Consider the following 13,459-nt stretch of genomic DNA (forward strand, 5'->3'; position numbering starts at 1 on the left):
CAATGTTTCGAAAGGAGATCGAATGGAACGTTCACCCGTTCGTAAGACCATTCAGGCGGAATCGGGGATACCTTTTCGTCTGGTGTATGCAGATACCAAGTCCCCCCAGAACGAGCTGCCGGATCATCTTCATGACTGGCATGAAATTATTTATGTATATCGGGGTAAGGGCACCATTTTCATTGATACCGGTCTTGAAGATATGCAGGAGGGCGATTTGTTCATCATTCCAGGCAGCACGGTACATCGTGCATTGCCGGATGCCGGGAATCCGGTGACTTCGTCGGCCTTGTTCTTCAGTCCAGGATTACTGGCCTCCACAGCGGGAGGCAGTGCATCAGCCATGCTCTCTCTATTTGAACGCTGTCGTAAGCGCAGGGTGTACAAAAGGCATCTGGATGCCAAGGAACAAACCCAGGTTGCTGCGCTCATTGACGACATTCATGCAGAATTTCAGTTGGACCATCACTTGAGTGCTCACGCAGCACTGCTGCGGTTGCAGCTCTTACTTATTGATTTGGAGCGATTGGAGGCAGCCGGTCCGGCAAGTCCTGTCAAAAGCGTTCCTGGACCAGGCTGGTTAGCCTCTACACTGGCCCATATGGACGAAGAGCTCCGCAGTGGTCTTTCCTTGCCGGAACTGGCACGGCAGGCAGCCGTATCTCCGGCTCACTTCAGCCGTGCATTCAAAAGGTATACTGGCATGACGTTAACGGACTATGCCTTGGCTCGCCGGGTCATTATGGCGAAAGAGCATCTGCTTCGAAGTGATGACACGATGGCCGTTGTTGCCGATGCCTGCGGCTTTGAGAGTCTGCCCCATTTTTATCGACAATTCAAGAAGCAGACGGGCACCACACCAGCTGCCTACCGTAAAACCATGAAGAGTCAGGATCAAATGTGATTGCATACCATCCTGAAATGTAGAGAATTGTCTGAGTGTAACATATTCTTCCATACACTCCATGTGGTATGATATAATACTGAATTACAATGTCGGAAACGATATGTTTCTGCTGTCAGAGGAGCCTTACATCCCATGTTAAACGAATTGAACCGCAGAAATATCGGCATCTTCGCACACGTCGATGCAGGGAAAACAACAACGACGGAACATATGTTATTCCAAAGCGGTGTCGTACGTAGTCCAGGTCGCGTAGATGATGGAACAACGGCAACAGACTCTCTGGATATTGAAAAGGAACGAGGCATTTCCGTTCAGGCGGCTATGACCTCTTTGATCTGGAAAGATACAATTATTGATCTCATTGATACACCAGGACATATTGATTTCAGCTCTGAAGTCGAGCGATCCCTGCGTGTTATGGATGGGGCCATTCTGATTGTGTCCGCCGTAGAAGGGGTTCAATCCCAGAGCGAGACCATCTGGCATGCTCTCCGCTCGCTTGGAATTCCTACCCTGATCTATATTAACAAGATGGATCGGATTGGCGCCTCTGCTGAGACGGTTATCGATCAGATCCGCTCCAGCCTCTCTCCCTTCATATGCGGAATTCAATCCTATCGTATGAATGACGACGTGTTTGACGGTATTGACACCCTCTGGAACGCGAGTCAAACAGAGGTGATGGGCTCCCCTTCATCCATACCCGGCCTTTTTGAATTACTTGCCGAACTGGACGAAGATCTGATGGAAGCCTACATTAATGGTGAAACGCTGCCTGCTCACTTGCTGGATGAAGCATTTCGCAAACAGGTACATCAGGGCGTAGTGTTCCCGATTTGTTATGGTGCTTCGGGCAAAGGGATCGGCGTAACTGAATTGCTGGATGCCATCATTGAATTTCTTCCTGCACCTGCACAGCCTCAAGATGCTTCGGTATCCGGGGTAGTATTCAAAATTGAACGGGATAAAACGATGGGCCGTACAGCCTATGTTCGCATGTATGGTGGCAGCGTGCATAATCGGGATACGATCTATAACTCCACTCGGGAGCTGGAAGAGAAAGTGACCCAGATTCGCCGGATGGATGGGCGGAAATGGGCAGACACGGGTGCTGTTCATGCCGGACAAATCGCCGCACTGTACGGACTAAGCGAAACCCATGTTGGTGACATTATTGGCAGCCCTGAAGGTGTGCCGCCTGTACCACAGATGGCTGTTCCCTTGTTGACTGTGCAGGTCCATGGTAAAGACACGGCACGTTATCCTGACCTTGTAGCGGCATTGCAGGAGTTGACAGACGAAGATCCCCTGCTTGATCTGCAATGGTTGCCTGAAGAACGGGAATTGCATCTTAAAGTCATGGGAACCATTCAGCTTGAGATTCTGTCCAGCCTGCTGATGAGTCGTTTCGGACTGGATGTCGTATTCGACCCACCTTCCGTCATCTATAAAGAAACTCCCCGTTCTTCCGGGGAGGGATTCATCGCGTATACGATGCCCAAGCCGTGCTGGGCCATTCTTCGATTCAGCATGGAGCCTTTGCCCCGTGGCAGCGGCCTGATCTATTCATCCACCGTCCGAACGGATCATCTCCTGCTTCGTTATCAGAATGAGGTGGAGCGCCGTATTCCCGAAGCATTATCTCAGGGCTTGCTAGGATGGGAAGTTACCGATCTGCGCATCACGCTAATTGAGGGAGAGCACCATGTCTGGCATACCCATCCACTGGATTTTGTAGTAGCCACGCCGATGGGAATCATGGACGGACTGGCAAGCACCGGTACAACCCTGCTGGAACCTATTCTGAATTTCCGGTTAACAGTCCCGGAGGAGTACGGAGGCAAGGCGCTCAGTGATCTCGTACATATGCGGGCAACCTTTGAAGCACCGATCATCGGAGGCGGACGATGCATCGTCGAAGGACGTATGCCTCTGGCAAGCTCCATGGATTATCCGGTGAAACTGCGTTCAGAGACGAGTGGACGTGGAGTGCTGACCACTTCTTTTGCCGGGTATCAGGATTGTCCTTCGGATGTGACACACACGCGGAAACGCAGAGGCGTTAACCCGCTGGACCAATCCAAATATATTTTAAGTGTTCGAAATGCGATTACATCATAATTGGAGTTGACTTTGTTGTGCTGATTAAATTTCTAATCTTTGGCCTGCTGTGGCGGATTGTAGGCAATCCATTCTTGGCGGTTCTTATTTTCCTCATCATTCTGTATTTCCTGGATCGTCGCTATGTTGGGGTGATGCCAAGCTTCATGAAGCCACTTAAGCGTATGCGTAACATCTCACGGCTTCGGCAGCAGCTTGCCATGAGTCCGAATGAAGTCTCTTCCAAGCTGGATCTGGCCCGTCTGTTGATTGAACGCAAACGGTATAGTGAAGCTCATGCCTTACTGCTGGAACTGGAACGTCCTTACGAGCAATCAGCCGAATACTGGGAGGCGCTGGGTACAACTGAACTTCATCTGGGCCAAACGGAACAAGGTGAGCGTCATATTTTGCAGGCACTGGATATTAATCCAAGAGTAAAATATGGACGTCCTTATCTGACACTTGCAGGTGCGTTTAAGGATACTCACCGGGACAAAGCTTTGGCATACGTTCAGCAGTTCCAGGAGATTCATTCCTCATCCAGTGAAGCGTATTATCTGCTTGGCTCGGTGTACCGTTCCCTTGGGCGTACTGATGATGCAAAGCAAGCCTACGAGCAATCACTGAACGTATATCGCTCCCTGCCAAAATATAAGAAACGCCAGGAGCGTCGCTGGGCTGTACGCAGTTGGTTCCGCAAGCGCGGACTGTAGACTGCTGAATTCCTTTGCTTTAGCAGCTAGATATTATGTGAATGAGTGTCTACAACCCTCATGGTAAACGATCTCATCAAATAAAAGTGCACTGGTTCCTGCCTCAAGGCAGGTCCAGTGCACTTTTTTGCACATCGAAATTCTTCCAATGGTTATCGCTACATCAGCAGCTCCCGCAGCCGTTCCTCATTACCTTTCATCCAGTCTACCCGTTCTCTCAGCGTTCTGATTTGCTGCACAGCCACTTCTGGCTCATCTGTACCTTCGAACAACCGACTGATAAAGTGCATGACCACATCCAGACTTCGAAGCAAAACAAGCTCTGGAATTACGCTCAGCTCCTTTGGTTCCAGGCTGACCTGTTGTCTGAATCCCTGGATTAATCCCTCCAAAGCCGCCCAAATCCATGCTTCATCCTTGTCCATCGTCAGAAGGTCAGACATGGGAACAGCAAGCTCCATCACCCGCAGATCCCATGTGGCAAATTCAAAATCCAATATGGCACATATGCCTTCCTGAGAGTCTGCCAATACATTGGATGCATTCAAATCCCCATGTACCAGTTGATGCGGCAAAACCTCCATACCTCGCAGCGTTTCGAACAAGTCTGGCAACACCATCCTCAGCTTCTGCAGGTCATCCGCACATGCCATGAGCGTATCCGGGGGTGAAGTACATAGTTGTAACAGTTTCTCCGGTGAACAGAGCGGGTAAGCCTCCTGAATTTGATAATAGGGCGGGTAAACGGGAGCCAGAGATATGGGAAGGCTCGCCATAACAGAAGATAACATCCCCGCCGCCCTGCCCAGTCCGATCAGTTGATCGGGTGTAATCCAGACCGGATTGTGGCCTTCACGATAATGGAACAAGGTTACGATTTTGGTATGGCCTGTTAGACGATCCTGTACAGTAAGAAATGTCGTATCTTTATCATCAGGAAGGCTAACGGGTGCAGGCACATGAAGCTCCAAATCTGAACGCAATAATGCAGACAACACCTCGTGTTCAAAAGCAATTTTCTCTTGATCGTTATGCGTTTCATACTGCCTAAGCACGTAACATTCTTGGTCTATCTCTACCATAAAGGTAGAGTTGTTCATTCCTCCCCTTCCGCGCTGAGCGTTCCAATGGGACGTGAATCCATATGAGGATAAAACTGTAGATATCAGCTGCTGTTCTGAATCGTTTAGGGAATCTGAATCGATGATTTTCACCAAAAATAACTCCTTTATCTCACGTAAATACAACCTCTATATGTCCTCATCTTAACGGAAGTATTTCTTTCGGTCTAGTCGGTTTCAAGGTAATCGTCATTCTAAACTTTAACCCCTGCTGATCAGGCAAAAGGATAGTATCCTGTACGATTTAGCTGTTCTGCAATTACGCGATAGCCTTTTGCATTTGGATGAACCCTGTCCCAAAATAACAGTTCACGTTCACGCCCTTCAAACCGGTCATAGATCTGGGCACAGGCATAGTTCCCTGATCCCACACCATTGAGAAATGAATTATATTGCCGCACCCAATATGATGCTTCGGCTGCTTGCGGATACGGGTTGTACAACCCAATCGTACGAACCATATATACACTGTTCCCTTTCAACTGCCGGATGTGCCTCATAATCTGGGACACGTTGCTACGCGTTTCGCCAAGCACCTGTGTCATTTTACTTGCGTTCAGGATCCCGCCACTCGCTTTGAACGTACGAATCAGATCGTTTCCACCAATCGATAACGTAATAATATCTGCTTCACGCAGCGATTGCCGTACTCTTGGATTGCTGGATATCATCTGCAGCATTTCCCCTGACGTAAGTCCATTCACACCCAAGTTATCCATCGATACAAACGTACGTACATTCGTTTCTGCCATTCTCCGATATAAAGGAACAAAGCCGGTGCCCAGCAGCGCTCCTGTACCTACCGTTAATGAATCTCCTATAGCCACATATCGATATACCATCCCGCCGCCCCTCTCTGCTGTGTTATTAACTATTCCACATACAATTCAATTCCTATATATCGTATGAGAAGACCGGAGACAAAGCGCGGGGTGGTGTCCGTAGGCATACACATTTATTTGTCGTTTCACGATTTTCTTGCATAAAACAATACAGAAAGCCCCGCCGGCAATGCCAGCGGAGCTGTTCATTAATCATTTGATTACATGCCTATATTACGATCCGATTCAACGGAATCTGTCTGTTCCTTGTTCGGGAATGGCCACCAGTTGGCACGGCCAAACATTTTCACCATTACAGGAACGAAGAATGGCAGGAATAGAAGAGAATACAAGATAAGTCCACTGAGTACAACCGTCGCAATCTGCATCATCGAAAGTACTCCCGATGGATACATGGCGGCAAAGGTACCGCTCAGAATAACGGCTGCAGACAGAATGACTGTACCCATGTTTTTCATGGCATACAGCATGGCATCCTGCACTTTCATGCCTTTATTCTCATTGAAACGATCCATCAGGAAGATGCTGTAATCCACCCCGAGTGCAATCAGCATGACAAAGCCGAAGAACGGTGTAACCCAGCTGATGCCCGAGAATCCAAGTATATTCACAAAGATCGCTTCCGTCAGGGCCATGGATGTGAAATATGCCAGCAATAACGAGATGATGAGATACAGCGGCATAATGACCGAACGGAGCAGCAGGACCAGAATGATAAACGTTCCTGCAAGCATCAGCATGACCGTGCGTGTATAGTCGTTGTTGGAGACTTCCTGCAGATCTGCAAACGTACTGGTTACCCCGCCAATGGCGATATCCGCTTTTTCAAGTGCACTTCCCTGTACAGCACGATGTACAGCAGCTTCGATATCCGGAACCCGATCAATCGCTTCTGTCCCATATGGATTTTCGGCAAAAATAACGTCAATCGTCATTGTTTTCCGATCCTTGGACAGATACGTATCGAATACCTGCGTGAAGTCTTTACTGTTCAGTGCTTCTTCAGGAACATACCAGCCTGCCAGATCGGAATCAGGAGAATTTTGCAATTGTGTCAGGTAGTCCTGCGCTGAATCGAGTCCACCTGAAACCTGTTCGATTCCATCAACACTCTGATTAAGACCATCCGTCAATTGCGTCAGTTGACCACTCAGATCCGAGAAGCCTTGTTGAATTTTCTCCTGACCACCCTGAAGCTGACCAAGTCCGTTCTGGATGGAAGGAATTTCACTTATGACTTTACCTTGACCATCAGCGGCCTGTTTGAGACCGGATTGCAACTGACTGATTCCCGTCACAATCTGACCGAGACCATCGGCAAGTGCCTTCTGTCCGGAAGCTGCGGAGGCAAAGCCTTCGTTAGCCTTATTGATTCCAGCCGCGGCTTCGCCCAGCTTGGATTGAATTTGGCCCAATCCTTGAGCGAGCTGTGCCGTTCCGGCACCCGTCTCACCAAGGGTTCCTTTGATACGCTGATAATCGGCGTCTTGCAGCAAATCAGGATAGCGCTCCTCAAGTGCTGTGAACGATTCGTTCAAGCTGGTCAACGCTGTAGATACACCTGTGAGCTGTTGTTGCAGTTCACCTACGCCATCACCCAGGGCAGCGACACCGGCTCCTGCCTGACGATAGGCTTGAAGCAATTGATTGTTCGCTTGTGCAAGTTGATCAGCACTCGTTTTGGCTTTCTGAAGTCCGGCTTTCAGTTCCCCGGCACCTGAAGAGCCGTCACGGATTCCTTTTTCAATCTGCTGAAGTCCTTCAGATAACTGTGTAATACCCGACTGCAGCTGGGAAGTACCCTTTGACAGTTCTCCTGCTCCATCAGCAGCTTCTTTGATTTGTGGTTCATTTTTGCTTAACTGACTGCTGGCCTCGCTCAGACCATCACGGATTTTATCCAGACCCGTCTTTCCTTCACCCAGTCCATCAGATAATGTCCCCACTTGCTGTGTTACTTCAAAATCCTTGATCTCATCACCGGTTGGACGTGTCATGCTGCGGACACCAGAGATACCTGGCACCTTCTCCACTTCCCGGCTGATCTTCTCGGCGAGCGCCATATATTTGGCGTTGTCCATTGCTTCATCATTCTGGATGACGACCTGACCCGGCAAGGATTCACCCGGACCGAAGCTGTCCGAAATGATATTGAATGCTTTGACCGAATCATATTTGTCACCAATTTCATCGAGACTGTTAAACGACAGTTTGCCGTCGTAAGTCGCCAGTAATGGCACACATACCGCTGCAACGATGAGCAGGGCTGCCCATGGACGTTTCAGGGAGAAACGACCGGCTGCACCATAAATCCGGCTCTCGGCATGCTCCAGTGAACCCTTGGAAGGCCAGAACAACCTTTTGCCCAGCACCGCCATAAAAAACGGAACAATCGTGACTAATGCCAGCATCATCACGGCAATACCGACAGCGACCGCTACCGCGGAACGATACAGCATAAACTGTGCAAAACCAATGGCTATGAATCCAACCAGCACGGCGAGTGCGGAGAAGAATACTGTTTTGCCTGCTGTGCGGTAGGTAGCGATGATGGCATCCCACGTATTTTCATGATGAGCCAATTCTTCCTTGAACCGGCTAATCAACAGGATGCAATAGTCCGTACCAATCCCGAACATGACCGCCACCATAAAGATCTGTGTAAACGTCGAAATCGGGAAGTCTAGTCCATCCACAAGGAACGCGACAATCTGCTGTGAAACGATGTAGCTGATCCCCACCGTAAGCAGCGGAACAAATGGAGCTACGAATGAGCGGAATACGAGGAACAGAATGAGCAAAATAAATACAACCGTAATGTATTCCGATTTCTTGAGCCCCTCTTGGGAACTCTCCACCGTATCCTCATCAATTAAGCCTTTACCGGTTATGTAATGCTCCACATTGACCGATGACAATGCTTCATTGAGGTCTTCGCGCATTTCCTTGACTGTACGATCTCCCTGATCAATGGAAAGCGATGTTAAGATCGTCTTGCCATCGGCAGAAATCATTTTGTCTGATAGTTCAGGCTGAGAGAATGGCTCCAGTATGGACAGAATGCCCAGTTTCTCTTTTTCGGCCTCCAGTTTCTTAACAGCCTGCTCTGCCTCTTCTTTACCATCGGCACCCAAACCGTTCGGATTATAAAATACAAGAGCCAGCTGGCTGCCCTGCTGCTCTCCTTTTTGTGCCGCGGCTTCGTCCAGAATGGCCGCTGCCTGGGTGGACGAGTGCCCTTCAGGAACCGAGAACTGTCCCTTTTCCCGAATCAATTCACTCATGTTAGGGGCGGTGAACATCAATACGGCAGCTACAACGACCCATAGACCCATCAACCACCATCGCGCTTTCAAAATCGTTCTCATTCGTTCTCCTGTCCTCCTTCATGCGATAGCAAAGCGGCAAGCTTCTCAAAAGATTCAATGAAATTTTGGACCTCTTCTGGTTTAAAATGAACCAGATACGGCTCCAGTAGCTGCTGTATTTCCTGTTCGGTTTCCTTGTATACTTCCCGTCCGTTATCCGTCAGGGTTAAATACACAACTCTGCGGTCGCGCTCATCTCCCGCCCGATGGACCAGATCCCGATCCACCAGCTTGTTGACCAGTGCGGTGATACTGCTTTTTCCCACACACAGAAGCTCTGCCAGATCGGAGGGCGTACAAAGCGGTTTCTCTTTAATCATACGAAGTGCACAGAACTGATCTGTGGTAATGGTTTGGCCCAGGCGTTCACGTATCTGGGTATCAAACCGTTTGGTTACCAGGAAAGAAGCATCCAAATAGCGGTTAACCAAACTTTTGGCATCCGGTGTGTTCATCCTTGATTCTCCTTCCTCCCAAATATAGTTCATACATCGAACTATTCTTCAATGAAACTATTCTATAATGAAACTATATTACAAAGCAATACGTTTTTCCTATTTTTTTAAGTAAACGACAAAAAAAACAGGACGTCCGACTCAGCTGCTTCGCCAAATCCAACATCCTGTTATGATATGCTCTCTTTATGTTACACAGTAGTAGACCGATACTAGTCTTCGTCTTGCTCCTCGTCCTTCTCTAATACACAACGGAAACGCTCCACACCCGGATATAATTCACCCAGGCTATACACCACGAATCCCGTATTTCGATAAAACTCTACAGCTTCCACGTCGGTCTCCGCGATCAATCTGTCAGGATTATATTGGGCCAGCACCTGTGAAATCATGCCACGACCATAATTTTTAAAACGGTTCTCTGGCAGGACTGCGATATGATGAATGGTGACCTCACTAGCTCCTGTTTTCTCATATCCAATCAGGCCTATCAGCTGGCCTTCGTCTTCATAACCGTCCAAATGCAGCTCGTCCTTGTCAACATATTGTTGTAACGCACGATTCAGATGATCCGGATCGGGAAAGACCGAGTAAGACAGCAGTTCTTGCACTTCCGGCTCCTGTATGCGTGATTTCAAATGAATTAACACCCTGATTCCTCCTATAACTTGCTTGTTTCCGTTATCGTATTGTAGTCGTTAGCCTGTAAAAGTTCAAGTCGTGTAGCGTTCCAGCTCCGATTGAATGACATTCGTCATGCCTTCCGGCACCTGGATTCCTGCCAAATGATATGCATCCAGCAGCGCACCTCCAACTGCCGACACATTGCTGGTAATGTAATGAATCTGTTGTCCTCCCGGTATATAGGCTGCATTCAGCCCCTTTCGGACGGCCTCCACCATGTACGGTGTACTCAGACAACTTCCTGTAAGCGTCATGGATACCTGCTGATCTTTAAAACATGATGCAAGTAAGAGAATACCTACAACAGCCGTATCCGCTGCTGAGTCACTTACTCTGACCGCAAGGGGGATACTTTGGGCGGCGGCTTTAGTCACCAAGGGAGCCATTTGACCAAATTTCCGATTCATGGCCTGTTTATTTTCAGCAAAACCTGATACGCCCAGCGCAGCAAGCTCGGGAACCGAATTTACATTCCAATAGGCTAATATCTGCTCAATCAGAGGCTGATCCTGGCGCCCATAACGACCAGCAAGGATCGAATGCACCACGTCATAAGCCAAAAAACGTGCTGCTGTTGGTGCATAGTGGCCAAACTGATCATTGCGAAGCCAGGTCCCCTGTTCCGTTTTACCCAGGATCAGAGAGCCCGTGCCTCCAATAGCTACAATGCCCGGCTCACCACCAAAGGCTGCCGTATGTGCAATTTGCGTGTCATTTACCGCGCTGATTATGCCAAGGATACCGGTTTGGGCGAGCAATGCTTCAGCCCAGACCGTATCTTCAGGCCGATCCAGCCCAGCCATCCCCGCCTGAATGGAAGCAATCTGTCCTGCTTCTAACCCGGCTCCGGCAATGGCTTCAGCGATGCCGTCCAATACGTGCTGTTCTGCATTGGCATCATGATAACGGTTGCAACCACCCTTTTGCACGTATGACAGAACCCTTCCGTGCACATCGGCCAATGCTACACGTGTATGGCTTCCCCCGCCATCCATCCCAATCACATATGTACTCATTCTTATCCCCCATGTTCTGGTGTGATGATTTCCCATGTCCCATGATGCTTCTTGCGATGTTCCTATTGCTATCGAGTAATACGTCTGCCGGGGCCAAACTACTCGATCCCGGCAGAGCTGTTATTGCTTCTGTGCAGCGAAACGAAGCAGTTCACAACGGAACTGTGTCGGTTCATCATATTTTTCCTCTTCGATCGTCTGTGTTACATGTTCCTGGAGCAGAATATTCCAGTCAGTATAAGCATTCTCCAGTAATGCGACAGCCTCTGCTGTAGGTAGATTCAATTCAATCAACGGTTCAATTGTTCGGCCGGTATTGATTTCCATTTCCTCCACACTTGTACTCATCGTAATACAATGTATGCCGCCTCTGCATGTTCCCACTTGTAGTCGTTCTATAGCTTCTATCAAGGCTTGTTTATTGGAAACATGTTCCAGGCAAGAGCAAGCAGCAATATAATCAAAATGATCCGGCTCGATAGCGTAATGCTCAACATCCGCTTTCTCTACTTGTACAATATGATCAACCTGATATTCTTTCGCATATTTGCGAAGTCCATCTACAGCCTCATCCAGCAAATCCACACCGATAACTTCACTGTTCGTTTGCCCGAGACGCTGTGCAATCGGTATCGTATGTCTGCCTACACCACATCCCAAATCCAGAACACGCAGCTCCGTCTTATGAGCAAGCAGACGCTCCAGCATGTCCATAACCATTGGCATAGGCCTTGACATCCAGGTACCGGACGCAAATAATTCATTATTCTGATAGAAGTTGGAATGGTAACCTGCTTCTGCTTTCCTTGCAGCCTCAAACTGTTTATTTTCCATAAGAGCACCTCCATGGCTTAGAAGTTAATCGTCAATGTCCCCGAACCTGCGAACAGAATAATGGTTAGAATGACCATGACTACAAATGCCCCGGTGACGAGCAGTTTACCTGTGTCCCGCTTATACATACTGTCATTAAATAACATCACGCCGCCAATGACCATGGCTACCGGAGGAAGAAATGAAGAAATAATGTCATCAGAACAAGCAGCACCATTGAATATTGATCCAACACGGATTCTTCATATTCCGTCATGTATGGTAAGTCAGGCACAGCTGTTTTGGTCACAACGAGATTGCCGCAGGATTTGCATTTGAACTCATCCTCTGCCATTTCTTCATGACAATACGAACAAACTCTAGGTGTACGTGGCATCTCACACCTCCCCTTTAAGTACATCTTCTACTTAATACCCTGGATGCTTAAATGGAATCAGATGAATGCGAAAAGCTCTTCGTCAAAAAGGATTCAAGTACCTCCTCATATCGGGTACGATCCACTTGGAACGCTGTCCCATGACCCGCACGGGGAACAGTCAGCAGTTCCTTTTCTGTTGGACAAGCTTCATACAATCTATAAACCATTTCCGTCGGCACGAACGTATCCGCCTCACCATGAATGAAAAGAACCGGGACTTGAACTTTGGCGAGTTGATTTAATGCGGACGCCTCCCCAAAGAAATAGCCCGCTTTCCACCTGGAGATGAGACTGGTCACAGGAATAAACGGAAATGCGGGCAGCTTGTAGAGCTGCTTGAGCTGGAAGATCAGCTCCTCCTTCACTGAGGTATACGCACAATCCGACACGATGGCCTTCACTTGCTTGGGAAGAGCTTCACCCCCTGTCATCAGTACGGTAGCGCCTCCCATTGAAATTCCGTGCAAGATGATCTCCGTTTCTAAGCCTACCTTGTCGAGAACCCAATGGACCCACTGAACATAATCCTTGCGGTCCAACCAGCCAAATCCGATGATGTTACCTTCGCTTTGACCATGACCCCGATCATCCGGCATCAGCACGTTATAGCCATGTTTTTCCGCATAAAAGCGAGCAAAACCCGCCATTTCCCTGCCTTTTCCCGAATAACCATGCGCCAGAATAACCGTTCGATGTTGCGATCCGCTTCGAGAAGGAAGCCATGTCCCGTGCAGCTTTAATCCATCATGGGATTCCATATCTATATCTTCGGTTGGCTGCGAATTAAGCCACGCCACGTCAGACGCACTGCTGATAATTTCATTATCCGGCTCGGGCATCAGATTCGGATTATCAACCAGAAATGATTTTGGAGCACGACGAATGGCAGTTTTGAAGAAGTAAAGCCCACCAAACCATAATAGAGCAAGAACGATTAGCACCAGAATAGCAAGACCGTATAATAACATGAACATTCCCTCTCTTTCAGACGAACTTCC

Annotated in this window: 13 protein-coding genes; 3 read left to right on the forward strand and 10 right to left on the reverse strand. The window is 48.5% G+C overall.

Annotated features, from left to right (window positions below; translation table 11 throughout):
* The first annotated feature begins 22 nt into the window (after positions 1–22).
* The 3 genes from Q0V21_RS13235 to Q0V21_RS13245 all read left to right on the forward strand — a co-directional run bounded on the left by Q0V21_RS13235 (position 23) and on the right by Q0V21_RS13245 (position 3,723).
* On the forward strand, positions 23–904 hold the full coding sequence (locus tag Q0V21_RS13235; RefSeq protein WP_024630145.1) for an AraC family transcriptional regulator: 882 nt from the start codon (positions 23–25) through the stop codon (positions 902–904).
* A gap of 135 nt (positions 905–1,039) precedes the next feature.
* Positions 1,040–3,028, forward strand: coding sequence for a GTP-binding protein (locus tag Q0V21_RS13240; protein WP_079347056.1), 1,989 nt, complete (start codon positions 1,040–1,042; stop codon positions 3,026–3,028).
* Positions 3,029–3,045: 17 nt separating this feature from the next.
* Positions 3,046–3,723, forward strand: a complete 678-nt coding sequence (locus Q0V21_RS13245) for a tetratricopeptide repeat protein (protein WP_079347059.1) — start codon at positions 3,046–3,048, stop codon at positions 3,721–3,723.
* A gap of 158 nt (positions 3,724–3,881) precedes the next feature.
* On the opposite strand, the gene Q0V21_RS13250 is transcribed toward Q0V21_RS13245, so the two are convergent.
* The 10 genes from Q0V21_RS13250 to Q0V21_RS13295 all read right to left on the reverse strand — a co-directional run bounded on the left by Q0V21_RS13250 (position 3,882) and on the right by Q0V21_RS13295 (position 13,429).
* Positions 3,882–4,823 carry a phosphotransferase enzyme family protein gene (locus Q0V21_RS13250; protein ID WP_143805403.1) on the reverse strand — a complete coding sequence of 314 codons (942 nt, stop codon included), beginning with the start codon at positions 4,821–4,823 and terminating at the stop codon, positions 3,882–3,884.
* Positions 4,824–5,059: 236 nt separating this feature from the next.
* The gene (locus tag Q0V21_RS13255) at positions 5,060–5,686 is read right to left on the reverse strand and encodes a GDSL-type esterase/lipase family protein (protein ID WP_079347063.1); all 627 of its coding nucleotides are present in this window, start codon (positions 5,684–5,686) and stop codon (positions 5,060–5,062) included.
* A gap of 200 nt (positions 5,687–5,886) precedes the next feature.
* Complete coding sequence (locus Q0V21_RS13260) at positions 5,887–9,054, reverse strand: MMPL family transporter (protein WP_301879296.1); 3,168 nt, start codon at positions 9,052–9,054, stop codon at positions 5,887–5,889.
* Positions 9,051–9,509, reverse strand: coding sequence for a MarR family winged helix-turn-helix transcriptional regulator (locus Q0V21_RS13265; RefSeq protein ID WP_079347067.1), 459 nt, complete (start codon positions 9,507–9,509; stop codon positions 9,051–9,053). Before Q0V21_RS13265 ends, Q0V21_RS13260 begins: the two co-directional genes overlap by 4 nt.
* 212 nt (positions 9,510–9,721) lie before the next feature.
* The gene (locus Q0V21_RS13270; RefSeq protein ID WP_301879298.1) at positions 9,722–10,159 is read right to left on the reverse strand and encodes a GNAT family N-acetyltransferase; all 438 of its coding nucleotides are present in this window, start codon (positions 10,157–10,159) and stop codon (positions 9,722–9,724) included.
* Between the two features lie 63 nt (positions 10,160–10,222).
* Positions 10,223–11,209, reverse strand: coding sequence for an N-acetylglucosamine kinase (locus Q0V21_RS13275; protein ID WP_301879299.1), 987 nt, complete (start codon positions 11,207–11,209; stop codon positions 10,223–10,225).
* 120 nt (positions 11,210–11,329) lie between these two features.
* Entirely contained in the window at positions 11,330–12,043 is a 714-nt protein-coding gene (locus tag Q0V21_RS13280; RefSeq protein WP_301879300.1) for a class I SAM-dependent methyltransferase, read from the reverse strand.
* A gap of 17 nt (positions 12,044–12,060) precedes the next feature.
* Positions 12,061–12,189 (reverse strand): hypothetical protein, encoded by a 129-nt coding sequence (locus tag Q0V21_RS13285; RefSeq protein ID WP_301879301.1) that lies wholly within the window; start codon positions 12,187–12,189, stop codon positions 12,061–12,063.
* A gap of 20 nt (positions 12,190–12,209) precedes the next feature.
* Positions 12,210–12,419, reverse strand: coding sequence for a hypothetical protein (locus tag Q0V21_RS13290; protein WP_301879302.1), 210 nt, complete (start codon positions 12,417–12,419; stop codon positions 12,210–12,212).
* A gap of 47 nt (positions 12,420–12,466) precedes the next feature.
* Positions 12,467–13,429: an alpha/beta hydrolase gene (locus Q0V21_RS13295; RefSeq protein ID WP_301879303.1), complete on the reverse strand. Its 963-nt coding sequence runs from the start codon at positions 13,427–13,429 to the stop codon at positions 12,467–12,469.
* Between the last annotated feature and the right edge of the window lie 30 nt (positions 13,430–13,459).

Origin of the sequence: Paenibacillus sp. 11B, assembly GCF_030487755.1 — a bacterium.
Classification (GTDB): domain Bacteria; phylum Bacillota; class Bacilli; order Paenibacillales; family Paenibacillaceae; genus Paenibacillus; species Paenibacillus vandeheii.

Excerpts from the sequence above, each read along its gene's own strand:
- Q0V21_RS13255 (WP_079347063.1), bottom strand. The coding sequence starts at position 5,686 with ATGGTATATCGATATGTGGCTATAGGAGATTCATTAACGGTAGGTACA.
- Q0V21_RS13240 (WP_079347056.1), top strand. The coding sequence starts at position 1,040 with ATGTTAAACGAATTGAACCGCAGAAATATCGGCATCTTCGCACACGTC.
- Q0V21_RS13285 (WP_301879301.1), bottom strand. The coding sequence starts at position 12,189 with ATGTTATTTAATGACAGTATGTATAAGCGGGACACAGGTAAACTGCTC.
- Q0V21_RS13275 (WP_301879299.1), bottom strand. The coding sequence starts at position 11,209 with ATGAGTACATATGTGATTGGGATGGATGGCGGGGGAAGCCATACACGT.
- Q0V21_RS13290 (WP_301879302.1), bottom strand. The coding sequence starts at position 12,419 with ATGCCACGTACACCTAGAGTTTGTTCGTATTGTCATGAAGAAATGGCA.
- Q0V21_RS13235 (WP_024630145.1), top strand. The coding sequence starts at position 23 with ATGGAACGTTCACCCGTTCGTAAGACCATTCAGGCGGAATCGGGGATA.
- Q0V21_RS13250 (WP_143805403.1), bottom strand. The coding sequence starts at position 4,823 with ATGAACAACTCTACCTTTATGGTAGAGATAGACCAAGAATGTTACGTG.
- Q0V21_RS13265 (WP_079347067.1), bottom strand. The coding sequence starts at position 9,509 with ATGAACACACCGGATGCCAAAAGTTTGGTTAACCGCTATTTGGATGCT.
- Q0V21_RS13280 (WP_301879300.1), bottom strand. The coding sequence starts at position 12,043 with ATGGAAAATAAACAGTTTGAGGCTGCAAGGAAAGCAGAAGCAGGTTAC.
- Q0V21_RS13295 (WP_301879303.1), bottom strand. The coding sequence starts at position 13,429 with ATGTTATTATACGGTCTTGCTATTCTGGTGCTAATCGTTCTTGCTCTA.
- Q0V21_RS13260 (WP_301879296.1), bottom strand. The coding sequence starts at position 9,054 with ATGAGAACGATTTTGAAAGCGCGATGGTGGTTGATGGGTCTATGGGTC.